The organism is Vibrio sp. 1CM8B (assembly GCF_023161685.1).
In the GTDB taxonomy this organism is placed as follows: Bacteria; Pseudomonadota; Gammaproteobacteria; order Enterobacterales; family Vibrionaceae; genus Vibrio; species Vibrio coralliirubri.
In genome coordinates this window covers 44,454-69,201 of record NZ_JALNTU010000001.1, presented here as the reverse complement: position 1 = coordinate 69,201, position 24,748 = coordinate 44,454, and the positions used below count along the sequence as shown (strand labels likewise).

25 protein-coding genes are annotated in these 24,748 nt (G+C 44.3%); 12 read left to right on the top strand and 13 right to left on the bottom strand.

The genetic code is table 11. From position 1 onward, the window contains the following. Window positions 1-268 precede the first annotated feature (268 nt). On the top strand, window positions 269-2,125 hold the full coding sequence (locus MSG36_RS00290) for a hybrid-cluster NAD(P)-dependent oxidoreductase (protein ID WP_248365739.1): 1,857 nt from the start codon (window positions 269-271) through the stop codon (window positions 2,123-2,125). A 100-nt stretch (window positions 2,126-2,225) separates the two neighbouring features. Here the strand turns inward: MSG36_RS00290 and nadE are convergent, their stop codons facing one another. After that, window positions 2,226-3,056 carry an ammonia-dependent NAD(+) synthetase gene (gene nadE / locus MSG36_RS00285; RefSeq protein WP_048610691.1) on the bottom strand — a complete coding sequence of 277 codons (831 nt, stop codon included), beginning with the start codon at window positions 3,054-3,056 and terminating at the stop codon, window positions 2,226-2,228. A 109-nt stretch (window positions 3,057-3,165) separates the two neighbouring features. On the opposite strand from nadE, the gene MSG36_RS00280 reads away from it, so the two are divergent. After that, the gene (locus MSG36_RS00280) at window positions 3,166-3,687 is read left to right on the top strand and encodes a nicotinate-nicotinamide nucleotide adenylyltransferase (protein WP_248365737.1); all 522 of its coding nucleotides are present in this window, start codon (window positions 3,166-3,168) and stop codon (window positions 3,685-3,687) included. A 27-nt stretch (window positions 3,688-3,714) separates the two neighbouring features. Then, entirely contained in the window at window positions 3,715-4,200 is a 486-nt protein-coding gene (locus MSG36_RS00275; protein ID WP_048609737.1) for a hypothetical protein, read from the top strand. A 132-nt stretch (window positions 4,201-4,332) separates the two neighbouring features. Here MSG36_RS00275 and MSG36_RS00270 read toward each other — a convergent pair whose 3' ends face one another. Then, a complete protein-coding gene (locus MSG36_RS00270) occupies window positions 4,333-4,959 on the bottom strand; it encodes a hypothetical protein (RefSeq protein WP_017067957.1) in 627 nt (208 codons plus the stop codon). A 175-nt stretch (window positions 4,960-5,134) separates the two neighbouring features. Between MSG36_RS00270 and MSG36_RS00265 the strand changes: the two genes are divergently transcribed. Next, window positions 5,135-6,241: a 1-acyl-sn-glycerol-3-phosphate acyltransferase gene (locus MSG36_RS00265; RefSeq protein ID WP_017067956.1), complete on the top strand. Its 1,107-nt coding sequence runs from the start codon at window positions 5,135-5,137 to the stop codon at window positions 6,239-6,241. A gap of 161 nt (window positions 6,242-6,402) precedes the next feature. On the opposite strand, the gene MSG36_RS00260 is transcribed toward MSG36_RS00265, so the two are convergent. Further along, window positions 6,403-7,002 (bottom strand): hypothetical protein, encoded by a 600-nt coding sequence (locus MSG36_RS00260; RefSeq protein ID WP_248365736.1) that lies wholly within the window; start codon window positions 7,000-7,002, stop codon window positions 6,403-6,405. 103 nt (window positions 7,003-7,105) lie between these two features. On the opposite strand from MSG36_RS00260, the gene MSG36_RS00255 reads away from it, so the two are divergent. Beyond that, window positions 7,106-7,402, top strand: coding sequence for a YnjH family protein (locus MSG36_RS00255; RefSeq protein ID WP_248365735.1), 297 nt, complete (start codon window positions 7,106-7,108; stop codon window positions 7,400-7,402). 36 nt (window positions 7,403-7,438) lie between these two features. Here the strand turns inward: MSG36_RS00255 and MSG36_RS00250 are convergent, their stop codons facing one another. Then, window positions 7,439-7,738 carry a YfcZ/YiiS family protein gene (locus MSG36_RS00250; protein WP_248365734.1) on the bottom strand — a complete coding sequence of 100 codons (300 nt, stop codon included), beginning with the start codon at window positions 7,736-7,738 and terminating at the stop codon, window positions 7,439-7,441. Between the two features lie 532 nt (window positions 7,739-8,270). Between MSG36_RS00250 and MSG36_RS00245 the strand changes: the two genes are divergently transcribed. Beyond that, on the top strand, window positions 8,271-8,732 hold the full coding sequence (locus tag MSG36_RS00245) for a TetR/AcrR family transcriptional regulator (protein ID WP_004731875.1): 462 nt from the start codon (window positions 8,271-8,273) through the stop codon (window positions 8,730-8,732). A 405-nt stretch (window positions 8,733-9,137) separates the two neighbouring features. Here MSG36_RS00245 and MSG36_RS00240 read toward each other — a convergent pair whose 3' ends face one another. The 6 genes from MSG36_RS00240 to MSG36_RS00215 form a co-directional block, all read right to left on the bottom strand. Next, complete coding sequence (locus tag MSG36_RS00240; protein WP_248365733.1) at window positions 9,138-9,920, bottom strand: heme ABC transporter ATP-binding protein; 783 nt, start codon at window positions 9,918-9,920, stop codon at window positions 9,138-9,140. After that, on the bottom strand, window positions 9,920-10,957 hold the full coding sequence (locus tag MSG36_RS00235; RefSeq protein ID WP_248365732.1) for an iron ABC transporter permease: 1,038 nt from the start codon (window positions 10,955-10,957) through the stop codon (window positions 9,920-9,922). The genes MSG36_RS00240 and MSG36_RS00235 overlap by 1 nt, the downstream gene beginning before the upstream one ends. Window positions 10,958-11,081: 124 nt before the next feature. Then, window positions 11,082-11,969 (bottom strand): ABC transporter substrate-binding protein, encoded by an 888-nt coding sequence (locus tag MSG36_RS00230; RefSeq protein WP_248365730.1) that lies wholly within the window; start codon window positions 11,967-11,969, stop codon window positions 11,082-11,084. Window positions 11,970-12,118: 149 nt separating this feature from the next. After that, window positions 12,119-12,532 carry a biopolymer transporter ExbD gene (locus tag MSG36_RS00225; RefSeq protein ID WP_017062756.1) on the bottom strand — a complete coding sequence of 138 codons (414 nt, stop codon included), beginning with the start codon at window positions 12,530-12,532 and terminating at the stop codon, window positions 12,119-12,121. After that, entirely contained in the window at window positions 12,529-13,230 is a 702-nt protein-coding gene (locus MSG36_RS00220) for a MotA/TolQ/ExbB proton channel family protein (RefSeq protein WP_017062755.1), read from the bottom strand. Before MSG36_RS00220 ends, MSG36_RS00225 begins: the two co-directional genes overlap by 4 nt. A 2-nt stretch (window positions 13,231-13,232) precedes the next feature. Further along, a complete protein-coding gene (locus MSG36_RS00215; RefSeq protein WP_248365728.1) occupies window positions 13,233-14,048 on the bottom strand; it encodes an energy transducer TonB in 816 nt (271 codons plus the stop codon). A gap of 161 nt (window positions 14,049-14,209) precedes the next feature. Between MSG36_RS00215 and hutW the strand changes: the two genes are divergently transcribed. The 4 genes from hutW to MSG36_RS00195 all read left to right on the top strand — a co-directional run bounded on the left by hutW (window position 14,210) and on the right by MSG36_RS00195 (window position 17,559). Further along, the gene (hutW, locus tag MSG36_RS00210) at window positions 14,210-15,619 is read left to right on the top strand and encodes a heme anaerobic degradation radical SAM methyltransferase ChuW/HutW (protein ID WP_248365726.1); all 1,410 of its coding nucleotides are present in this window, start codon (window positions 14,210-14,212) and stop codon (window positions 15,617-15,619) included. A 57-nt stretch (window positions 15,620-15,676) separates the two neighbouring features. Then, window positions 15,677-16,198, top strand: coding sequence for a heme utilization cystosolic carrier protein HutX (gene hutX, locus MSG36_RS00205; RefSeq protein ID WP_016784265.1), 522 nt, complete (start codon window positions 15,677-15,679; stop codon window positions 16,196-16,198). Window positions 16,199-16,353: 155 nt separating this feature from the next. Next, a complete protein-coding gene (gene hutZ, locus MSG36_RS00200; protein ID WP_004731858.1) occupies window positions 16,354-16,884 on the top strand; it encodes a heme utilization protein HutZ in 531 nt (176 codons plus the stop codon). 114 nt (window positions 16,885-16,998) lie between these two features. Then, window positions 16,999-17,559: an ATP--cob(I)alamin adenosyltransferase gene (locus MSG36_RS00195; protein ID WP_048610703.1), complete on the top strand. Its 561-nt coding sequence runs from the start codon at window positions 16,999-17,001 to the stop codon at window positions 17,557-17,559. Window positions 17,560-17,653: 94 nt separating this feature from the next. On the opposite strand, the gene MSG36_RS00190 is transcribed toward MSG36_RS00195, so the two are convergent. Then, window positions 17,654-18,568, bottom strand: a complete 915-nt coding sequence (locus tag MSG36_RS00190; protein ID WP_248365724.1) for a chemotaxis protein — start codon at window positions 18,566-18,568, stop codon at window positions 17,654-17,656. A gap of 281 nt (window positions 18,569-18,849) precedes the next feature. Here MSG36_RS00190 and ppiC point away from each other — a divergent pair, with 281 nt between their 5' ends. Continuing rightward, window positions 18,850-19,131 (top strand): peptidylprolyl isomerase PpiC, encoded by a 282-nt coding sequence (gene ppiC / locus MSG36_RS00185; protein ID WP_258185064.1) that lies wholly within the window; start codon window positions 18,850-18,852, stop codon window positions 19,129-19,131. 283 nt (window positions 19,132-19,414) lie between these two features. Next, the gene (locus MSG36_RS00180; RefSeq protein WP_248365722.1) at window positions 19,415-20,821 is read left to right on the top strand and encodes an alpha-amylase family glycosyl hydrolase; all 1,407 of its coding nucleotides are present in this window, start codon (window positions 19,415-19,417) and stop codon (window positions 20,819-20,821) included. A 125-nt stretch (window positions 20,822-20,946) separates the two neighbouring features. Here the strand turns inward: MSG36_RS00180 and MSG36_RS00175 are convergent, their stop codons facing one another. Both MSG36_RS00175 and MSG36_RS00170 read right to left on the bottom strand, forming a co-directional pair. Then, window positions 20,947-22,818 (bottom strand): methyl-accepting chemotaxis protein, encoded by a 1,872-nt coding sequence (locus MSG36_RS00175; protein WP_248365720.1) that lies wholly within the window; start codon window positions 22,816-22,818, stop codon window positions 20,947-20,949. Window positions 22,819-23,253: 435 nt separating this feature from the next. Further along, window positions 23,254-24,624: a YjiH family protein gene (locus MSG36_RS00170; RefSeq protein ID WP_048609722.1), complete on the bottom strand. Its 1,371-nt coding sequence runs from the start codon at window positions 24,622-24,624 to the stop codon at window positions 23,254-23,256. Window positions 24,625-24,748: the final 124 nt, after the last annotated feature.

Here is a 24,748-nt window from a genome sequence, read left to right as displayed (position 1 = left end):
ATTGAACCGTAAGGGGACTTGGCGCTGAAGTTGAATTTTGTTGGTTGTTATAGCAAGAAAATATTGATGCTGTTGGATAACAAAGGGGCGATATTAGTTTGTCTAGCATCATCGTCGTTAGCTTCTAAGATTGTAGATCTACTAGAACATATTGTGACTCTAACATTTTACCTATGTCTACTTAGTATCAAGTGTTTAATAGCTGCCAGTTTATCTATTTATAACCATTTGTTAGCATTGGGACAAACAACAAAACATTGGAATCGTTATGTCGCAGTCACCTATAGATCGAAAGGCTTCAGAGCAAGCTCCTTCCTTATCTCAAATCAACGTGTTTCCGGTTAAATCTGTGGGCGGGATTGCACTCTCTTCTGCTTGGGTCGAAAAACAGGGCCTTACCTTCGACAGACGTTTTATGTTGGCGTTGGCTGACGGCTCAATGGTGACGGCGCGTAAATATCCGAAAATGGTCAAGGTGTCTTCAAGCTTGCAGCCAGATGGTTTGATTTTTACTTACGAAGGCAAAGAGCCGCTGCGCCTGAAATATGCAAACTTCAAGATGCAAGAAGCACCAGCAACGGTGTGGAAAGACAGCTTCACGGCATACACGACATGTGATGAAGCCGATGATTGGTTCAGCGATGTGTTGGGCGTGCGTGTTGAATTACTGTTTTCGGGCGAAAAATCGAATCGTGTTCGTGAAAAACTTGGTCATAACGTGAGCTTTGCCGACGGCTATCCAATGTTAATCATCAGCCAAGCTTCTCTTGATGAGTTGAATCGCCGCAGCCCTGAAGTTCATTCAATGGATCAGTTCCGCACTAACTTTGTTGTTTCAAATACAGAAGCCTTTGCCGAAGACGGCTGGAAGCGTATCCGAATTGGTGAGGTTGAATTCGAAGCAGTGAAGCCTTGCGAGCGCTGTATCCTAACAACAGTCGATGTTGAGAGTGGAGAATTCAGAGCAACAAAAGAACCACTCAATACCTTCTCTACATTCAGAGCTAACGAGCGTGGTGGTGTTTTCTTTGGTCAGAACCTTGTCGCAAAAAATGAAGGTCTGGTGAAAGCGGGTGATGTGGTTGAGGTACTTGAAACCAAAGAGAAAGAGCACTACGAAGACACTTGGGTAGAATCACTGCACTTAACTTGCGTCGAGCGTGAAGAGATCGCTCGCGACTTCACGACGTTCTGGCTAGAGCCAGCGAAAGAGAACCATTCATTACCAAGCTATCAGCCAGGGCAACATTTACCGATTGAGATGGTGATTGATGGCGAAAAAGTGTCTCGTCGTTACACGCTATCTTCTAGTCCTTCACGCGCAGGTCGTTTGGCGATTTCCGTGAAGCGAGTGGACGATGGTCAAATCTCAAACTGGCTCAATGATCACTTCCAAGTCGGTGACACGCTTGTTGCTCAAAATCCAGATGGTGCTTTCTATTTAGAGCAAAACCCTAAGCATCCACTACTGCTTTTGTCTGCGGGTAGCGGCATTACGCCAATGTTGTCGATGCTTCGTTATTTAGCCGACCATGGCCAGATTGATGATGTGGTTTTCTATCATCAATGCAGCAGCGAAGAAGATATCCCTTATCAAGCGGAGATCGATCAAATTGCCAATGACCATGCAGGATTGCGTGTTATCTATTCGTTAAGCCAGCCAGCGAAAGAGTGGGATGGTTTATCAGGACGTTTGAGCGTGTCTCATGTCGCTAAAATTGAAGAGTTACACAAGCGCCAAGCCTTCGTGTGTGGCCCTGACGGCTTTATGGATAATGCCAAGAAACTGCTGATTCAAATGGGGCTTAACCCTCAACATTATCATCAAGAAGCGTTTGGTGTTGCTCAGTCTACCGAAGAGGCGGTGAAGCAACTGCAGTTAAGTGTCAATGGTTACCTGTTTGAAGGTAATAACCAATTAACCCTGCTAGAGCAAGCGGAGTCGGCGGGTGTGTCTATCGCTTCAAGCTGCCGTGCTGGTTTCTGTGGCGCTTGTAAAGTGACCCTTGAGTCTGGGCAAGTTCACCAACCGGATGTACCAGCATTGCAAGAACATGAACGTAATATGGGTCAGATACTGGCGTGTTGCAGCGTGCCTCAAACCGATATCGAAGTTGTTGATTAACGACGCGTTCGGTCAAAAGGAAAAGCACTAAATAGAAAAGGCCGGAAGTTCGTGAATGAGCTTCCGGCCTTTTTGATTCTGAGACTAATTCAAAAACGAATTAATCGTAGATCGTTGGGATTGGTTGACGTTTGTGCTGTGTTGCTTTGTAGATGCTCACTAAGCGATCGGATACGTCTTGAGAAACGGCTTTGCCTTCAAGGAAATCATCGATCTGATCGTAAGAAAGGTTCAATGCTGCTTCATCGGCTTTCTGTGGGTCAAGCTCTTCTAGATCAGCGGTTGGTACTTTCTTAACCAGTAGCTCTGGAGCGCCCAGTGTTGCTGCTAGTTCACGAACTTGACGTTTGTTCAGGCCGAACAAAGGTGCTAAATCACATGCGCCATCACCGTGTTTAGTGTAGAAGCCTGTGATGTTTTCCGCTGAGTGGTCGGTGCCGATTACAAGGCCGCCAACGTAACCTGCAATTTCGTATTGTGCGATCATGCGAGCGCGAGCTTTCACATTGCCTTTCACAAAATCGATTTTTGCTGAATCTGTTGGTAGCAGGCCTGTGCCTTCTAGAGCAACGTGAGATGCAGCGTGAAGCCCATCAACACCCGCTTTAATGTTTACAGAAACAGATTGAGAAGGCTGAATGAAAGACAGAGCAAGTTGCGCTTCGTCTTCATCTTTTTGTTCACCGTAAGGCAGGCGAACCGCGATGAATTGGTAGTCGTTGCTACCAGCGCTTTCATTTAGGCTATCAACGGCCATTTGTGCTAAGCGGCCACAAGTTGTCGAATCCACACCGCCACTGATACCAAGGATCAGAGACTTGCAGCCTGACTGCTGAAGTTTCGTTTTGATAAAGTCCACACGACGAGTCACTTCGAAGTGAGGGTCAATTGAAGGTAGTACGCGCATTTCGTCACGAATTAACTGTTCCATTCGTATTCCTTTCCTGCAAGCAAATTAAAAATCTAGTGTTATCATACCTAAATCATCCGATTTAAAAACCTCTTTGCACAAGCTTAGAAAGAGAAGGCAGTAATTAATAATGGAAAAAATAGCCATTTTCGGTAGTGCGTTTAATCCACCGAGCTTAGGGCACAAAAGTGTGATTGATTCGTTGGCTCACTTTGACAAAATTCTACTCGTTCCAAGTATTGCCCATGCTTGGGGAAAAGAGATGCTAGACTTTGATACGAGATGTCAGTTAGTTAACGCATTTATTAGCGATCTTTCACTGGATCAAGTGGAGCTTTCTTTGATCGAAAAGAGCCTATTTACGCCAGGTGAAAGCGTCACGACTTACGCGGTGCTCAGTGAACTTCAAAAGTTACATCGTGACGCTGAACTGACATTTGTTATTGGCCCAGATAACTTCTCCAAGTTCTCATCTTTCTATAAATCAGATGAGATTACCGAGCAGTGGTCTGTAATGGCTTGCCCTGAAAAAGTGAAAATTCGCAGCACAGACATACGTAATGCACTGATAAGTGGAAGCGATGTGGCAAAACTGAGTACAAAGTCAGTTACAAAGATGTTGCAAGATAGTGGACTGTATCAGATAATGTAAGTTCACTAATCAAGAGGTCAGAGGACTATGCTAAAGAGCGCGATACCAGCGACGTTGATCATGGCAGCATGCAGTATGCCTGCGTATGCTGAGTGTGATTTTTTTAGCCTAGATTCAATCATGCTGACTTCTGATGAAGATGACAATTGTCTAGATTTCTCGACCAGCATCGAGTCTTTTGGCCAACGTATGATGGAAATCAGCGGACTGAGCGATGATGAGCCTGAAAGCACACCGGACTATTGGTCTGATTGGGTTCTTCAAAGTAAAGACTCGCCATTGCTGACACAAAGCATTGAGTCAAACTATGTTGGCTTGGGTATGTGGTTTCCAGAAGACCTTGAAGACGAGCAGTATGATATGTCGACTGAAGAGTGGTTGATGAATCATGGTCTTCAACTCAGCATCGGGTTTGGCGAGAAAGTAGAAGGGCAGCCGCGTATGCGCTTTGATTATCGTTGGCATGACTCACGTGACGCCGACCTAATGATGCAGGTTGAGTTGCCATTCTAGATTCTAGATATACAGATAGATTGCTAACTACGTCTAAACACTAAGAATTAAAAAAGCCGCAAAAACTCAGTTTTTGCGGCTTTTTAGTATCTGGCTTGCTAGTTTTAATACCAGCACTCACTTTCCGCCAAGCTATAAATCTTCACCAAAAACAAGCATACACAGTTGCTCGAACTCTTCTTCTTTACCTGAGAACAGATCATCAATCACAAGTGAACGTTTCTGGCCTGACTGCATGCGTTTCTTCGCTTCTCGCATCACCATCACCAGAGTGTGCTCTTGTGGCAGGTTTGAATCATCAATGTTCCATTGATTGAATCGCTGAGAAAGAGCACTTTCGCAAAGCAGGGGTTTAAACGACAACACTTCTTGCTTCAATACAGAAAGCATATCTTTAAACGCTTGTTCCGTATTATTGGCATTGGAAGCGCGAGCTTTGGTTTGTTCTAGCTTTTCTAGTAGTGCCGAAGAGAGGTTAGTTTGCGTGATGTAACCCGCTTGTCTTGGGAATGAATCCGTCAAACGAACAGAAAAGTCGACGCGGTTAACCTGAGTGTTTGGAAAGTAGGTCAGTGACGTTAGGCAGTCGTGCGGAATCCAGACGCTTTGTCCTGGTTCAACGGCATACTCTTGTTTGCCTAACTTAATCAAAACCAAGCCACTTTGAACCGATACAAGGCTATGTTTAAGTACTTTCTTGCGTGGTGTGATCACCAAGTGTGAAAAGTAAGCCGATGTATATTCAATAGCGAAGTTCATAGATAGTACCTTAATTTTGGGGCGTCAAGATTACCGTTAATCTTAAAGAATGCCAACAATAACAGGGGATTTTCAATGTTTCTGGTCTGACCTTGTCAAAAGTATGGGCTCTGTAGCTGCGAGAAGTCAAAACAACGCGTAGAATGAGCCAGCTTTTTATTATATGAATTAAAAAATGACCTCTCCAACCGATCCATATGTTGATATTCGTCCTTACGGCGATGATGAAATTCCAGCGGCACTAAACCGTCTTATTAATGATGAAGAATTTATCAGTGCAATCTTGCACTACCGTTTTTCAAACCATGCGTCTTGGTTCAAAGCATTAATGAGCCCGATTTTGCGTGTGTACTTAAAAATGAAGTGGAGCAAGCTGACTAGCGTTGAATCCATTCAGATTGAAGTGAAAAAGTACTTACGCGACACGTTAGCGAAAACCACTAACGGTGTGACGTACACTGGTATCGAGTCACTGGATGCGAACCAAGCTTATCTGTTTGTATCAAACCATCGTGACATTGCTATGGATCCTGCGTTGGTAAATTACGCTCTGCATCAAAATAATCATCAGACTTGTCGTATCGCTATCGGTGACAACCTGTTGAAGAAGCCATGTGCGACTGAATTGATGCGTTTAAACAAGAGCTTCATCGTAAAGCGTTCTCTGAAAGGACCGCGTGAGATGATGAAAGCGCTAGGGCAGTTGTCTTCCTACATTAAGCACTCTCTAGAAACAGGCAACTCAATCTGGATCGCTCAAAAGGAAGGTCGTGCGAAAGACGGTAACGATTTTACTGAGCCAGCAATTTTGAAAATGTTCCACGTTGAAGGACGTAAGCAAAAAATTGCTTTCCCTGAATACGTGAAGTCATTAAAGATTGTTCCTGTCGCTATTTCTTACGAGAACGACCCATGTGACACGGCTAAAGCGATAGAGCTTTTCGAGAAAGACGTAAACGGCAGTTACGAAAAGGGTGAGTTTGAAGATATCGAAAGTATCATTCAAGGCATCATCGGTAATAAAGGACGCGTTCACGTTGGCTTCGGTCAGGTTATCGACCAAGATTTTGATACCCCTGAAGCGCTTGCTGAAGAGATCGATCGTCAGATCCACGATAACTACAAACTGTTCCCAGTGAACTTGCTGGCAGCAGAAAAAGAAGATGAGTCGATTACAGCGGCCGTTAAGCAAGAGTTTGAAGCTAAACTATCGAGCCTGCCACAGGGTGCGCGTCAGTACTTGATCGATAGCTACGCGAACCCAGTGAAGAACATTGGTTAACGAACGTTAGCTTGCCAGTTGATTAGCAACTTGATTGAATTGAAAAAGGAGCCTTGGGCTCCTTTTTTGTTTCTAAATCGCTACTTGCTGCTGCGATCGAGCATTAACGTATTAGAGCAATAGAGCAATAGAGCAATAGAGCAATAGAGCTTCAGCCTGAATTAGCGAGCGACTGCACCACCGAGCTCTAGATTGGTTGGCCATGTGGTTACAGTGTTACCACCCAGATAGATGTTGCCTTTGACTGTCATGGTCTCGGGGAATGTTGTAATCCCAGAACCGCCTATATATAAGTCGCCATCAATCACGATCCCGTTGGGTAGCTCGGTTAAAGGAGTACGGATCACGCTCAGATCGCCTTTCACTCTAAAGCCATTCGGTAGCCTTTCTAGTGGAGTGTCGGTGAGGTTGATAAAGCCGCCCACTCTTACACCTCTTGGCCAACTGGTGACTTGGCTGCCAATCAAGTCGACGTAACCTTTTATCTTAACCCCGCTCGGGACTCGAGCGAGTTGGCTGTTAGAGCCTTTAAGGCTGCCGTTCACTTCTAACCCTTTGGGTAGGCGTGTGATCGCAGTGTTCTCTATATTGAGATTACCATCTACCACCAAGCCCGTTGGAAGTGATGTGTAAGGCTTATTTCTTAGATATAAGTTTCCGTAATTATCGAGATGGTTCAATATTTGATAGTGATCGAGTGGTTCAGCACTGACATTTGTTATGGTTAAGGAACCAATAATAAGTGCAATTATTCTGAGCATAACAGGCTTCTTATTACGATAGACGCTTACACTATAATGGAAAAATTAATCTCGCATAGTGTTTTACCCATTTGGCGGTAGATTAACGAGGAATGGAACAAAGATGGTAGGTAAATCAATGATTAGAGTAAATATACGAATTGTTAAGGTCTTTCTGATAGCCGCTTCAATGTTTGGCTCAATGTCTGCGAGTGCCAACAAAGTAATTTCAACGCCCGGTAAAGCTGCGGTGGTAGTGACACAAGGCGGTCAACAGCAACGAGTTTGTTATTATGATGACAAGGCTTATAGCATTGGGGCGGTGTTAGAGGTGGGGGGCGTAGTGATTCAGTGCGCTGCAGAAAACGATTTTGAGCAAAATGGTTCACTGGCTTGGGTTCAATTAAAAAAAGACGAGTAATTCACTCGTCTTTCAATAAGAATATAAATGCTTATATTAACGCGCTAGAGAGCGAGTCTTAAGTTCAAAAATAATCTTCTCAGCGCTAACTTCAAATTTAAAGCGAGCGTGCAACTCTGTGCTTTCTTCACTCATCTCTGATGCTTCAAATTCAACGTTGCTAGACACTTGTTTAGCAAGTTCAACGTACTTAGCAAACTCAGCTTCAATAAGTGCTTTTGAGTTTCCGTAAACCGTTACTTCAGCAACATCGTCGCCTTCTTTAATGATGAACCCGATTTCGCCTGCACAGCCGCAAGCTTCACATACATCGTTGTTACCAATATCTTGGCTCATAATAATAATCCTCTTACAAAGTCTGAGGTTATTCTAACGAGCAATTTGAACTGTATCTACAAAAATTAAAATCTTTGAACTAATTTGTACTGGTATGCTATGTTGTTTGTTGAAGGGGTTAAATGAATGTGTACATTCGCGTCGCCAAATATGTATGTGATCTATCTCATGTTTTGTTGATAAGCAGTGTCATTAATTTGTTAGAATATCATTCAGTTAGTTGCGTCGTAACTAATTTTATAAGACTATCTATTGCTTGATAGGTATTTATACAATGAATTTATTGTTGGGTATTTGATATTCTAAGTTGTTATTTTAGATTAACCACTTAGAGAGGTAAGGTGACTTTCGAAGAATAATTAGACAAAGTGCCCAAAGAGGCAGCACTGTAAAATTGTTCGTACAAAGTATTTGTTGGTATTTAATGGAAATACTTGCGAAAAAATACCTTGCTCACATAATGCTGATAACGATTTTCATTCTGACTTCATTTGATTGAGTTAGATGGATTTACAAAGAGAAGAGCCTGAATATGCCAAAGCGTAGTAAAGAAGATACAGAAATCACGATCCAGAAAATCATGGATGCCGTTGTAGACCAGCTACTAAGATTGGGTTACGACAAGATGTCATACACGACGTTGAGTCAACAAACGGGTGTTTCTCGTACAGGTATAAGTCATCACTTTCCAAAGAAAACGGATTTTACTGCTGCTCTAGACGGTCGTATTTTCAAGATGTTCATGGAACACATTGACTTTGAAAATGGCCTTGACGCATTTTCAGCTAGCTGGGTTGCAGCACTTGAAGACGCTGAGTTCCTAGCAATCTTACGTTTACTTTTCCATCATATCGTTACTGCTGAGAGCGCGCATGAGTTCGCTGCAAACGGTATTGATCGTCTATACAAGCTGACTGAAACTCAGTTTGGCGATACTAGCGGTAAAGAACTAGAGTGGTTGATTGGTAAATCATTGATTCGTATGAGCCAATAATCAGCACTCAATAAAAGAAGCTCCTGCGGGGGCTTTTTTTGTGCCTGCAGTTTCACTTCTTGTGCGTTTTTCTCTCAGTCCCACACCGATGTCGCTGTCTTGTTGAATGATGTTGATTGATGCTGAATGATGTTATTTCTTTTCTTTTTATATGCTTACGCCCGTGACTTGTTTTCCTCTTTAGTGTTAAAAGCTAAGTAACCCTAACGGGTAGTGTTCATTTCTAGAGCCTCAAACGTTCAAGGTGAGGCGTTTTGGTGCTTGCTGCCATGGTTATTAATAAAATTGAGTTTAAGCCGAGAGAGTAGCTGTGAGCCAATAAAAAGCCTCGAACAAATCGAGGCTTAGGATTACGTCATTGTTATCAAGAACGAATACTCAAAATGAGTCGCTCCTTAATCGGACTTATTGTGCGGGGTGAACCTGAGGGAAACTCATGGTTGGGTGTTTTTCTACGATACTTTTGTAACCATACACATCTTCTATCATCGAAGGTTTCAGCGCATCCCAGGGCTTACCATCACACACCAAATTGCCATCTTTCAATACCACCAATCGATCGGAATACTGCGCGGCTAAGTTGAGATCATGCAAAACCACGATAACCGCGGCATTGTGGTTATCGGCTAATTCTCTCGCAATCTTTAAGGTGTTGTGCTGGTGGGCAAGATCCAGTGCAGACGTTGGTTCATCAAGCATCAAAATACATTGGTCACCAGAGTGGTGAAGCTGAGTTAATACTCGAGCCAAGTGCACTCGCTGCTTTTCACCGCCTGATAACGAAGGATAAAGCCTTTCACTCAAGTGAGTCACATCAGCAATATCCATTTTTTGGCTCGCAATGCTAGTTAGTTTTTTGTTGGATTCTTGTAGGGGAATCCCACCAAGCTCGACAACTTCATGTGCCAAGAATGGGAAGGTCAATGTGCTGTGTTGAGGAAGCATAGCAAGGTGCTTAGCTAACTTTTGAGAAGGCCATTTGTCTTTACTGTGTCCAAAATACTGGATATCGCCGTTGCTTGATATCTCTTGGCACAAAGCTTTAAGCAGCGTGCTTTTACCTGCGCCATTTGGCCCAAGCAGTGTGGTTACCTTTCCCGCTTCAATCTCAATAGAAACGCCATCTAATATCACTTTACTGCCGAACTTCACTTCGATATCGGTCGCTTTTAAAGCTGAAGGAAACATTAAAGGATTCTCCCTTTCTGTTGAAATAGTAGATACAAGAAGAATGGAGCGCCGATAATCGCAGTGACAATACCTACAGGTAGCTCTGCCGGAGCAAGTACCACACGTGAGAACATGTCTGCGGCGGTTAGCAGTAGTGCGCCTAGTACCGCTGATAGTGGCAACAGAACTCGGTGGTCAGGGCCTGCCAACATGCGACCTAAATGTGGGATAACCAATCCAATAAAACCAATCATGCCAGACAGGCTAACCGTGATACCAACGCCTGCAGCCGTCAGTAGAATCAGCTTTCGTTTAAGCTTTTGAACTGGGATGCCAAGGTGTTGCGCTTCTGACTCGCCCAATAGTAGAGCATTTAGAGACATCGCTTGGCGGTAGAAAACAACAAACAATCCAACGAGCGTGACAGCAGCCAGCAAAATGCCTGACCACTTAGCGCCTGCCAATGAACCCATCGACCACAATGAAAGATCGCGCAGCATTTGGTCATCAGCAATGAAATTCAAGAAGCCCATACCTGCGCCAGAGAGCGCACTGATCGCCACACCCGCCAACAACATGATGGTGACAGAGGTGCCGAATTTACCTGTACCCAGTTTATACACCAGCAGCGTGGTTAAAGCGCCGCCAAGAAAAGCGAACACAGGAACCGCAGCAAAGTTCATGAAAGCAGGGTATTGAAGTGATAGCTCAGAGAAAAGTACGATGGCCAGTGCTGCACCTAGCGCCGCACCAGCAGACACACCGATGATCCCAGGCTCAGCAAGCGGGTTTCGAAATAAGCCCTGCATGACAGCGCCACATAATGCGAGAATCGCACCAATCAACATGCACAAAATGGTTCGAGGTAAGCGAATCTCTTGAATCACTAAGTTGATGTGGGGGGCTAAGTCATTGTTTGGCTGGAGTAAGCTCGCTGCGCTGTCAGCCAAGCTAATGTTCATTGGCCCAACGGTGATTGAAAACAGTGCGACGAAGACTAGGGTAGCACCTAGGCCTAACATCGATGTTTTCAGCGGGACGGATCGTAACAACATAAAGGGCCTCAATGTCTGTCGCTAACTTCAATATCCATCACCAACATTGCGAAAGTAGGCTGGTGACGGGCATTGAACTAGCAACAGTAAAAATAGGGTAGTCGCGTTATAGCGGGTAGATAAGTTATAGCGGATAGATAAGTGCGTTTAATCGCTTAGCTTCTGAAAGGCTCTCGAGACCAAGCCCGCCAACCAAAGCACTGCCATTTACGGTAATGATTTTCTTGTTCATACCTGCAGGCGTTGCCGCTAACATAGGTAGCGATTTCAGGATGGCATCAGCACCGCCCATTTTTTGGTAACTACGGCCACTGACTAAAATCACATCTGGCTGCATTTCTACCAGTGACTCCATCGATAATGGCTTGTAAGACGTTAGACTTTGAGCTGCAGGGTTCACACCGCCAGCTAACTCGATGATTGCATTTGGCGAAGTTTCACCGCCAGCAACGTTCGCAGGACGGCCTTCATGCAGCAATAAGAAAAGCACCTTCTTCGCTTCGTCGCTTGGTACTTGGTTCGCCTTCAGTGCAGCAATCTTCTGATTTACTTCAGCTTTAACTTGCTGTGAGTGTGCTTCGGTATGGGTAATCTTAGCGATTTGGTCGATACGTTTTAATAGCCCTTCAACGTTTGCTTCAGTGTTGACGATCTCTACATCGACACCCGCCGATTTCAATTGAGAAATCGCGTTGTCTGGTCCCATTTCATCTGAGCCAATCAATGTGGTCGGTTCTAGGGCAAGTAAGCCTTCCGCTGACAGGTTTCGGTGATAACCAATCTTTGGCAGGTTTTCTGCTTGAGGAAAGTGGCTGGTTACATCAATCGCGACTAGCTGCTCTTCAGCACCTAATGCCAAAACCAATTCAGTAACGGCACTGCCAGCACTGATGATTCGAGGTTGTTCAGCATCGTTGGCCATTGCGGGTGCGCTAAGTGCCAAGCTCATAGCGGCAATTGAAAGGAGATGTGTCTTGGTCTTTATTTTATTGAGCACGTTTAAGTTGTTCATAATAAGTTCTTTATATTTTCTTTTTGTATCGCGAAGATACTCAGTGAGCAGTCCGTTCGCATTGTGAGTTCGAATCGATAGAGAGGCTTAGTTCTGCTTGTTTAGTCTTATTAACCAGAAGCCAAACCTCGTGAAAATTGAGTATTGTTCTAGCCATCGTCCGTGAGCAGTTGAGTCGCTGGTATTCCGTTCTCTTGAAGGAATGACAGCAATTTCACTAAGTTTTCAACGTTGGCGGCTTTATCCGCGCCAATGATGATCGGTTTTTTATCCGTTGAACCAGTCTCTTCTAACAGGGCAATCTTAAAGTTTTCCCAGTCGATGTATTCTTGGCCGTTAATTGCCCAGTAGGGTTCGCGGTCTAAAATATTGACGCTAATCGAATCCTTGTGGACTTCAGAAACGTTTTTGACATCCGAGCTTGGCAGCTCAACTTCCAGTGACTCCAGCTTTACTGATGCCGTAAGCAATAGAAAAACCATCACGATAAAAATGATGTCGAGCAGCGGTGTTAAGTCCGGCGCTAGGCTCTGTGTGTGAGATGAGTGGGGCGTTTTAATCATGCTTGGCTCACATCACCGATAGAGGTTTTGTTGACAGGCTTACCTTGAGTATCATCAGACTGATTGGTTTGAATCGACATGCCTTCTAGCCACACATTCACATAGTTCAATGTATGCTCCAATTGAGCCAGCACTCGGTCAGCCCAGAGCCCTAGTAGCTGAGCACCAGAAATAGCAGGAAGCGCAATCATCAAACCTGCTGCTGTGGTTCTCATTGCTAATCCAAGACCGTCTGCCAAATCATTGGGCGTGATGCTGCCTGTTGTGGCGGCAACGCCTTTAAACATCTCAATAAGACCAAGTACCGTACCAAGCAAGCCGATGAGTGGGCTGATCACGCCGATCAAACCAAGCAGTCTTAAACCGGCATGAAGCTGGTGGCGTTTTTCTTGTAGCCAGATTCCAGCAGCATCTTCACGTAGCCCTTTTGAGAAAGAGTGGTGAGCAAGCAACATTGACACGCCCTTGTACAGTAGCGGGCGTTTACCTGAAATCGACTGAGCAAGCGCTTCAATTTCTTTACTGTTGGTTGGTGAGATTTGGTTTAGCTCGCGACGAATGGCACGTTTGCCCACACCAATGCTGAGCATGACTTGGAAGACACGTTCAGCGATGATCATTGCTGTTAATGCTGAACAGATAAGAAGAGGCCAAGTCATTAAGCCAAGTTGATCTTGTAAGTAACTGATTTGTTGCATGATTAATCCAACCTAAAACGAACAGGTATTTGTACTCGGTGAGCAATCGCTCGACCATTGACAGTGTGAGGTGAGAATTTCCATTGTTTAATGGCATCTAATGCGGCGTTATCGAGCATTAGTGCGCCTGATGAATTTACTAATGCTTGTTTAATTTGTTTACCTTCAGCGTCTAGCCAGATCTCATAAGTCGCGACACCTTCAACGCCACGACGTCTTGCTTGGCGAGGGTAATTCGGTGGGGTAGGACGCGCAGAGAACGAAGGTTTAGTGACCAAAACTGGCTCTTGGTTTGATACGCCTTGGTTTACTTCCTGAGGTTGGTTCGCAGACTCGTCCATATTCTTATCGACTTTCTTGTCGGCCAGCTTCTCTGGTTTAGTGACTGGTTGCGGTACTGGTTCTGGGCGCTCTTTCTTCACGACCTTTTTCTCAGTCACAGGTTTCTTTTGAACCGGCTTCTTCTCGACTTTCTTTTCAACAACCTTTTTCTCTACTTTCTTCGGTTGAGGTTTATTGGTGATCGCTTTTTTCTTTGGGGTTGGCTTAGCTTGCTTTGGCTCAACTGTTTTTGGTTCGACTGGTTTAGGTTCAGCTTGTGAGACGGTTTCTTTTACTGGTTCTGGTTCAACTGGCTCTGTGATTGTTTTTTGCTGAGCTTGTGAAGGAACGCTCTTAGGAGTGAAGTTGATCGATACCGTGTTTGATTGGCTACCTGCAGGCATTGCAAATACTTTGGATTCTTGAGCGACAAACAACAACGCTGCATGAATCACTAACGATGCACCGCCTGCAATAACATATCTAGGAACGTTCACAATCAATCCTTTACCAAATCAAAATTCTGTATCGGATTATTGCTTAGAATCTAAATAAGATCAATTATCAATTGCATTATCATTTGCGTGTATTTATGATTCTCTCAGTTTTTAGCGAATAGTCTTCCAGACTTTGCTATGTAAGTGTTTAGAGAGATTATATGAGTCTTAATATTTATAAATTTGACGAATCAATCTTGGGCATTTCTAGCCCTGATCCGCTTCGTTTTGCGTTTGCGAAAAAGCATTCTGCACATGCCGGAGGAAGTTCAATTCCGGTCGACCCCAGTAAGAAGTTAGAACTCTTTGACGAACTGATGCTGAGTGAAGGGAAAAAACAGGATAAGCGTTGCTTGTATATCCACATTCCTTTCTGTCGTGTGCGTTGTACGTTCTGCAATTTCTTCCAAAATGCCGCAAGCCGTAAATTAGTGGATGAGTATTTCGATGCACTGATGGTCGAGCTAAAGCAGAAAGCCAAAACGCCTTGGGCTCAGTCTGGACTATTTCACGCCGTCTATATTGGTGGCGGAACACCCACCGATTTGTCACCTCAGCAAGTTGAACAGTTGGGTAAAGCGATTCGTCAATATTTCCCACTAGCAAACGATGTTGAGATGACATTGGAAGGGCGCATCAATCGATTTGGTGACGAGATGTTTGATCGTGCGCTTGAAGGTGGCTTCAATCGTTTCTCATTCGGTATTCAAAGTTTCAATACTCAAGTTCGACGTAGTGCTAAGCGCCTTGATGACCGAGAGGTTGTGCTAGAACGTATCAGTTCACTGAGTCGTACCGAGCAAGCGCCAATCGTTCTTGATCTGCTATACGGATTGCCACACCAATCTATGGAAGTGTTCCAACAAGATTTAGAAGACTACATGTCTACTGGCGCACACGGCATTGACCTCTACCAACTGATTGTTGCGGGCAATGCACCTATGCTGAATCTTGTTGAGAAAGGAAAAATCCCACCGCCTGCGAATACGCCAGATAAGGCGAGCATGTATTTGGCGGGTGTGGAGTTCATGGCAAAAACTAAGGTCAAGCAACTGAGCGTAAACCACTGGACTCGTGATAACCGCGAACGCAGCATTTACAACAGCTTAGCGAAAACTTATGCCGAAGTTCTACCCATTGGTTGTGGCGCTGGTGGCAACATCGGCGGTCATGGTGTGATGCAGCATCGAACTTTAGACAGCTACATGGAGTCTATAAAGCAAGGTCAATTACCTATTGCCATGATGACGAAACAAAGCTCATTAGAGCCTATCTTCTCAACATTAAAGGCCGGTTTCGATTCTGGTGTTGTTAGAAGAAGTACGCTACCGAGCTTTATGGGACAAGACACGTTCGACTACCTAAAACCTTTGTTCGCACATTGGGAAAATAACGGTTTAGTTGAGCTTTCGGAAGATTATCTGAGCCTGACTATTGCTGGCAGCTTTTGGGCGGTAAGCCTAGCGCAGAGTGTAATTCAAGTGCTTAACGCTGAATACCAAGCTATGCACCCAGCGCCTAAAGCGTCAGGTTCGGGCGTACACCCGCATGCAAGTTTGAAGCACGCTTAATATCGAATTTTTGGTTTATAACTTACGTAAATTACTCGTTTATACGGAACATATTCAATGACAGATACAACATTAGAAATGACAGAAACTCTAGAACAACGCGTAGCTTTAATTTTAGAAGAAGAGCCAAAACTACTGCCAACAGCAATTGCTGAGAAGCTAGGTGTTTCAGAGGTTGAAGTGGTTGCTGCTTTTCCAAACGACATGGCGGTAATGCTAGATGGCAGCCGTGCTCAGGAGATTCTAGAAGGTTTAGTGGGTTGGGGCCCTGTGACCACTATCGTGCATTCGTTTGGTTCTATCTTTGAAGTAAAAGCACCATTCCCGAAAGGTAAAGTAGCGCGTGGTTACTACAACCTGATGGGCAAAGAGGGCGAGCTTCATGGCCACCTAAAACTGGATAACGTTAAACATATCGGTTTGGTGAGCAAGGCGTTCATGGGTCGTGAAAGCCATTACTTTGGCTTCTTCAGTGAAACCGGTGAGAACATTTTTAAGATTTACCTAGGCCGCAACGAAAAGCGTGAGCTTATTGCCGACCAAGTAGAACGCTTCAAAGCGTTAAAAGAACAAGCTTAAGTATAGGCAATAGTAAATAATCAGCAGCAATCTGACATAGGGTTGCCAACTGGCTTAAACAAGACATCAATGCTCGAGGATCGTTTAGTTCGCTAATGATCGCTCAACCTCGGGCAAAAATAATAAATCAGAGAAAGTGAAGAAAGGAATTACCCATGGAACAGCAAGTAAAACAAGAACGTCTACAAGGTCGCCTAGGTCCAGAAATCAAAGAGTTTCGCCAAGAGCGCCGTACCCTTCAACTTGCAACGGTTGATGAAGAAGGTCGCCCGAACGTAAGTTACGCACCTTTCGTTCAGAACCAAGAAGGTTACTTTGTTCTAATTTCTGATATTGCTCGTCATGCTCGTAACTTGAAAGCGAACCCTCAGGTATCTTTGATGATGATTGAAGACGAAGAGAGCTCGAAGCAGCTTTACGCACGTAAGCGTTTAACGTTTGATGCTCAAGCAAGTGTTGTGGAGCGTGAAACGGAACTTTGGACTCAAGTGATCGGCCAGATGCAAGAGCGTTTTGGTGAAATCATTGATGGTTTAAGCCAACTTCAAGACTTCTCTCTGTTCAACCTTAAAGCAGAGAACGGCCTGTTCGTTAAAGGCTTTGGTCAAGCATATCAAGTGTCAGGCGACGATCTGGTGGATTTCGTTCACCTACAAGAAGGCCATAAAAAAGTATCTAACGAGTAATCTCGTTTAACCGATTTCTTTAGGAGCCCCTCCAATGTGAGGGCTTTTTTATGTCTAAATTAAAGAGTTTGGTATATTGGCGTTTGATGACTATTTATGTGTAAGGATCGGTACGTGAAACCAGTAAGTCGAGATTGGGACGAGTTCTGTTACCCATTTATCTATGAAGACAGTCCTATCTGTGATTTTGAGATTTTGTCGGATGAACTTTGTTGTCGAGTTGGATTGGTGTTGTCTTTAGAGCTAGAGCCTCAGGTTCGTGAGATCCTGCAACGCTTGCAGCCAAACATCTATCACTTGAATGGCTCTGTGCGCGGTAAGCTTGCCATCACCGAGTCTGAATTGGTCGAGCTCAAGCAAGACTATCATCGTATCCGTGAGCAGTTAGAAGGGGGTTTTAAAGGTTTTGTCTTACCCGGTGGACACCGAGTATCTAGTGAACTTCACTTGTGTCGTTGTCAGGCTAAAAAGGTCGTGCGAGCTTTGGTGAGTATTGAACATCATGAAAGTAAAAAGTCGCCAGACCCGATTCTTTTTAAATACGCAAACCTAGTGGCGAACACTCTCTATGCACTGGCCTCTTTTACCAATCATGTCAATGAAGTCGAGGAAGTGGAATTTGTGAGTAAGAGCTACTCTATGCCGAAAAAGTCTATGCCAGAAAACAAAGACTAACGGTTAGCTCTATTCTTATTAAGATTTGAAGAAAGAAGAGACTAAGAAGCTAAACCATTGAGCACTATGCTAGGTTTAGCTTCTAAAACAGAGCCTAAGCAGCCGTAGAGGCGCCGTTTAAGACTTTTGTACCGCGTAGCATAGCTTCGATTAATTCACCCGCGTTGAACTTCTCAAGCGCTTCATGTGCCCCTACCTGATTGGCACGATCAACACAGATCTCACTGGATAGTGAGGTATGCAAAATACAATAAGCGTGACTTAAAGCGCTGTCGTTTTGCACTTCAAATGCAAGCTCATAACCATCTAATCCCGGCATCTCGATATCACTCACCAGAAGATCAATGGCATTGCCAGCGCTGGCTTGGCGTCGCATCAGGTCGATGGCATCTAAGCCGTTGTTACAAATGCTGTAAGGGATGTTGATGCTGTCTAAGGCATCTGATAACTGTTTACGCGCAATCAAAGAGTCATCCACCAATAAGATGTTCAACGCTTTGAGGCGTTCCCTTTCTACATCGGTCAGCATCGGAATGTGCGCATTTTCATAAGCTGGGTAGATCTTAGAAAGCAGCAGTTCCACGTCGAGCATTTGCACAATACGGTCTTCGAAACGTGTAATACCGGTAACAAACACATTGCGACCCACACTCGTGGGTGGAGACTCAATACTCTTCCAGTCGCATTCAATGATTTTATCAATCGAACGAACCAAGAACGCCACAACTGTTCTCAAACAGTCAGTAACGATGAGTACACAATCTTGGTATTCAGCGGGTGTTATCGGGCGGAAGCCAATCGCAGCGGACATATCAATAACTGGAACCGTAAGGTCGCGGATAGTCACTGTACCAATCACGTGATGATGGGAGTAGGGGATCTGAGTCATCGGCTGAAAAGGGACGATTTCTCTGACCTTAAGCGTGCCAATCGCAAAACTTTGAGTGAGGGATAACTTGAACATCAACATTCCCTGTGACTGACTCGCTTTACTGATCGGTTTGGCCATAAGTGGCTCCTACTTAATACGCGCTTAATTTATAAGGATTAATTTAAAGGGAAATGGAAGCCGCAGCAAGTCGCGATGCGGTTTTTAATGGCCTTTAAGGCAGTTGTTTTCGGTTATAGAGTGAAGAATAGCGGTTCTTGGGTTAAAATCACGCTAAACGCAGGCTGTCGATGGATTTATGTCGATAAGTCGTTAGCGGCAAACAGATTTACAACAGTCAGTACATTAGCGATATTCTAAGCAACCGTCGCAAGTAAACTGGCAGCAACAAACTGAGAATTATCATGGCAAGAACAGCAGCAGCGCTTCATATTTTGGTGAAGCATAAAGAACTAGCAGAAGACATCATGACGCAGCTTAAAAAGGGCGCTAAATTTCAAACGCTAGCGAAGAAACATTCAACCTGTCCATCTGGTAAGAAGGGCGGCGACCTAGGTGAGTTCAAAAAAGGTCAAATGGTGCCTCAGTTTGATAAGGTTTGTTTCTCTGGCGAGACGCTTGTACCACACCTTGTGAAAACAAAATTCGGTTGGCATGTGGTGAAGGTTCTTTACAGAACTTAGTCATAAATATGTGTTAGATTGAATAAAAGGAGCGTATATACGCTCCTTTTTTGTCACTTTTTGGTGCATTTAAAAGCACAATGGTTGAGTGTTCATCCCAGACGTTATGCGATAATTGGTGCTACGCCCTCAACCATCCGCCGTGACTAATTGGTAGGAGGAGGAGGGGTTTTAATGAGTAACTCATATAATAAATACCATTCTTAAGGAAATTTATGCAGCTTTGCCTTTTAGCCTTTGTCTTTATCTAGAAAGCTGTAAACGAGTTTGGTAGGAGAACAACATGGAGAGTTCAGCTATGTTAAGCAACCCAGCGACAGATGTCATATTGCATGCTTTTGACTGGTGCTACGCTGACGTAATGAAGAACGCCCCACTGATCCAAGAGTTGGGTTATAAATCGGTTTTAGTTTCACCAGCGATGAAATCGCTACGCGGCCCTAAAGGTTGCGACCGAGATTCTGGCACCCAATGGTGGCAACGTTATCAGCCCCAAGATTACCGTGTGATCGATAATCAACTTGGTGACACTCAAGACTTCACAGCGATGGTGAACACGTTAAAGCAACACGGGCTTCGTACCTATGTAGACGTCGTGTTTAACCACATGGCCAACGAATCGGGTATCCGCGGTGATCTAACGTATCCCAATCAGCAAGACATGGCGTCTTATCAAAAAGATGCTGACTATTATGAATCCATACGTTTGTTTGGTGACCTTTCTGAGCCTCTTTTTGATGAGAACGACTTCGTGGAAGCGTTTGGTATCAAGAACTGGAAAGACACGTGGGAAGTGCAAAACGGACGTATTACTGGCGGCGCTAGCGATCCTGGCCTGCCAACGCTGTTGGACAACGATAATGTGGTGGCACAACAAAGAGCCTACCTAAAAGCACTGAAAGACATCGGTGTGAAAGGATTTCGCATTGATGCGGCAAAGCATATGACACTGGCCCACCTACGCAAGGTGTGGACGGATGACATCTGTGAAGAAATGCACATCTTCGGTGAGATCATTACCGATGGCGGTGCGACAGAAGAAGAGTATGAGCTGTTCCTTGAGCCTTACCTTAAACACACTCGTTTAGGGGCGTACGATTTCCCGCTGTTCAACACCATCTTCAAAGCATTTGAAGAGCAGGGCAGCTTTAAGTCTCTGATTAACCCATACTGTTTTGGTCAGGCACTGTCGAATATGCGAGCTATCACGTTTGCGGTCACTCATGATATTCCCAATAACGAGGTGTTTTTGGAGCATGTGATGGATGAAGTGGATGAGCGATTGGCTCATGCTTTCATTCTTGGTCGAGACGGCGGTGTGCCGCTTGTTTACAGTGAACTGAGCACCAGCGGTATTCTGGACAAGAGCGGTCAGCCTCGTTGGCTCAACGACTGGCAAGCGCCTTACATGAAAAACATGATTCAATTCCATAACCATGTTCATGGCGAAGCGATGCGTGTGGTTGAAGCGAATGATGATTTGTTGGTGTTTGTTCGTGGCGATAAAGGCATTGTGGTGATCAACAAGTCGAAACGAAGCAAAACAGCTTCATTAAATTGGACTGGTGCAGTGACCGATTTGTTGTCTGGAGAAGTGTTCGACTGTGTTGGTAAGGAGTTAACCATTAAGGTTGAGCCTAATCAGTGCATGATGCTGACAACCAACTCGACCGAATCTGTTATGAGTTAAGCCCAATCGGTAAGTAAGAAAATATTGAAAAGAAAGCCCCGCTACTGGCAATCAGTAAGTGGGGCTTTTTATTTGAAGCTGTTTATTAGTTACTAAACAAGAGCGTTAGTTCAACGGTAAGGCGGTTAAACCGTAAATTTGTTCAATAGCTCGTCTTGTTGGCGAACATTGTCCGTTTGGACCTGCATAGCTGTGTTCGCTTCTTGGGCTGCATTGGATACTTGTGTTGAAAGGTCTTTGATCTTAACAGTGTTGTTATTGATCTCTTCCGCTACCAAGCTCTGCTCTTCTGCTGCTGAAGCAATCTGAATGTTCATATCTGAGATGCGTTGAATCGCGTCACGGATACGGTCAAGTGAAGAGTTCGCTTGCTGAGCGCGTTCAACGGCGTCAGTGGCTGTGTCTTTACTTTGATTCATCGCGTTCGATACTGAGCTTGCACCCGCTTGGAGCTGTTCAATCATGTTGCGGATTTCAGTAGTCGATTCTTGAGTACGTTGCGCCAGAGTTCGAACTTCATCGGCAACGACTGCGAAACCACGGCCTGACTCACCAGCACGCGCCGCTTCAATAGCCGCATTCAATGCCAGTAGGTTGGTTTGGTCTGCAATATCGTTGATTACTTTTAGAATCGTTTCGATGTTGGCTGTTGCTGATTCAAGTACTTGTACTTCGGCAACCGCTTGGTCGATACGTGCTGAAAGATTATCAATCGCTTGAGTGGTGTCACTGACTACAGATGTGCCGTCTAGCGTTGCTTCGTCTGCTTCACGGGCTGCCGCTGCTGCGCCTTGAGCATTGTTTGCAACTTCAGTTGCAGTAACCGCCATCTCGTTCATTGCAGTCGCTAACTGTTCAAGCTCTTGCAGCTGGGTATTCATTGCTTTCGCTGATTCGCCCGCACCTTTCACTGTGATTTCAGTACCGCGTTTAATCTCAACACCAATCGCTTTCGATTGAATGATCTGATTTTGCAGATTTTCAGTAAAGGTATTGAAGCCTTTCGCTAGGTCAGAGAACTCTTTGTCTGTGTTGGTATCTAGGCGCTTAGTTAAGTCACCTTGTCCGCTTGCTACGTCTTGAATCGCTTGGTTAAGTGCATCCAGTGGGCGCATTAACACGCGAATCAGAACTGTTAGAGCAATGATGCTGAGAATCACCGCAATCAAAGAGTAGATCATTGAGCTGTTCTTCAATTCTTCAACGGTTTGAAAGGCGATCTCTTCATCAAGGATGGCACCAATGTACCAATCTTCACTTGGGATGTGGGTGAAGTTAACTAGGAACATTTTACCGTCGACTTCAATCTCCTGAGAGCCTTCACGAATAGTCGCTTGAGGCATGTAGCTTGAAAGCATTTCACCGTTGTTTTTCGCATTCGGGTGAGCAATCGTGGTGCCGTCGGCTGTTACTAGGAACAGGTAACCCGCATCAAACAAGTTCACTTGGTTGACCAAGGTAGCAAGGTTCGTCAGTTCTAGGTCGTAGAACATACCCGCAGTAAAGCGGCCATTGTCTTTAACTGGAGTGCCCACTGATATGATGACTTTCTTACTTGATGCATCCACATAAGGAGCGGTAACAACTAAACTGTTTTTGGATTTAGCATCAATGTACCAAGGACGAATTCGCGGGTCGTAATCTGGACCTGCATCCCAACCATCATCATTTTCAATAACGAAACCGTTTGCTTCATAACCAAAACCAACCGCTAGGAAGCTGTTTTTAAGCTTTGGCTTTTCTAAGATTTCTTTAACGTAAGCGCGATCTTCAGGGTTGATCTCGATGACTTCAGTCGTCGATTGAGCCAACGCTTTCTTGGCGTTCATCTCTGATACGACGGTATTTTTCACGCCCGAGACCATCTCTTCTAGGCTCGCATTGACGTGGTTTTCTACTGCACTTCTTACAGTGTACAGTTGTTGTATTGAAAGCAATGATACTGTCACTAGCAGCAAGGCTGATGATGCAGCAACCACCTTATGGCTAAATTTCATTGAGTTTTCCCCTTCTCACAGGCTTTGCGAAGACTAAAGTTAATCGTGTTTTTGTAATTATATATATCGACTAGATTGAATTTTACTTGAATGTAATTTCACAAAATAGACTACAAAAATACAACAACCTAAACAATACAAAATTCACTAAATCACATATTTGTTACTTTTAGTATTTGGTTCAATAAGTTGGGGGGCGGGGCTAGACGGAGTTTAAGGGGGAATTAAGAATGTATTAATTTGATAGTTATGCGTTCGGTTTTCTATTAACAAGAGGCGGGGTGAATAAACGATATGAAATCGAATGATATGCAGAACTTATAAATTGATTGAACTCCAAATAATACTGTGTATATATTTTCGCAAATAAAAAGCCCCACAAAAGTGAGGCTTTATAAACTGAATCTTTATTGAATTATATAAGTAGTATCTAATTTAGAATATTAGATGCGCTACACCAGCGATAACTGGAAGCGTAATTAACGTACGTAGAATAAAGATAATAAACAGTTCTAAGATGTTCACTGGAATCTTACTGCCAAGAAGTAGAGCGCCCACTTCAGACATGTAGATCAGTTGAGTAACCGACATTGCTGCAATAACAAAGCGAGTCATCTCGTTGTCGATAGAAGCGGCAAGAATCGCAGGAATGAACATATCCGCAAAACCAACAACGATGGTTTCAGATGCTGCAACCGCTTCAGGAACACCAAGTAGCTCTAGGAATGGAATGAAAGGCTGACCCAGGAATGAGAATACAGACGTGTATTCGGCAATAACCAGCGCCATCGTACCAAGGCCCATAACAACAGGCAGTACGCCAAATACCATATCTACGGCGTTACGGATGCCTTCAGCAAATACTGACTTAGCAGACTTAACTTGTGATGCTTTGCTTACTGCTAGCTCAAGACCCCAAGAGAATGTTGAGTGACCCGCTGGGATCGCGTCAGCGTCTTTGTGAGGCTTGCTGCCGTCAATGAACGTATCTTTCTTCATGCTTAGTGGTGGAAGGCGAGGGATGATTACCGCTGCCACAATACCCGCTAAACAGATTGCTGCGTAGAAAGGTAGGAATAGGTGCTCTAGTTCTACCTGAGCAATAACCACAAGACTGAATGTGATAGATACTGCTGAGAAAGTCGTACCAACAACCGCGGCTTCACGCTGAGTGTAGAATTTCTTCTCGTACTGTTTGCTTGTAAGCAGGATACCAACGCTGCCGTCACCTAACCAAGAAGCCATACAGTCAATAGCACTACGACCTGGTAGGTTGAAGATTGGACGCATGATTTTACTTAGTAGCGTGCCAAACAGCTCTAGTAGACCAAAGTTAAGTAGAAGAGGCAGTAGTAAACCCGCAAAGATAAATACCGAGAACAGTGTTGGAAGCAGGCCTTCTAGAACCAGACCACCGGTGTTTTCTTCCCAAATAACCTCAGGGCCAACTTGGAAGAAAGCCATAACGGCTGCAGCGCCACCAATTAAACGAACCAGCAACCATAGTGGAGATGGGTTGAAAAGGCCGTTTAAAAATGAATTTGATGTAATGAATGTAGGCTTAAAAATGGTGCTTAAAACTGAAGCTACAGACATGAAGGCAACGATCGCAGTGATGATAGGGACTAGATATTCACCGAAAACCGCTTGAATTGATTTGGCTAAGATAGCTACAGGGATGGTTAGATCACCTTGATAGCTGATTGGCGCCATGAAAAGGAATAAACCAATCAATGATGGGATTAAGAAAACCCAGAAACTGCCTTTAGATTTCTCTGTTTGAGCAGTATTCGTGTTGTTAGACATGTTATTGTTCTCGAATTTCTACACGTAAAAAAGCCACATCCTTGGCATTTTTATTCACTAAACGTCCGTATTTTCTCATTGGGTGCAAGATTACCCAGTATTAATATCGCTTGCAATACTATTC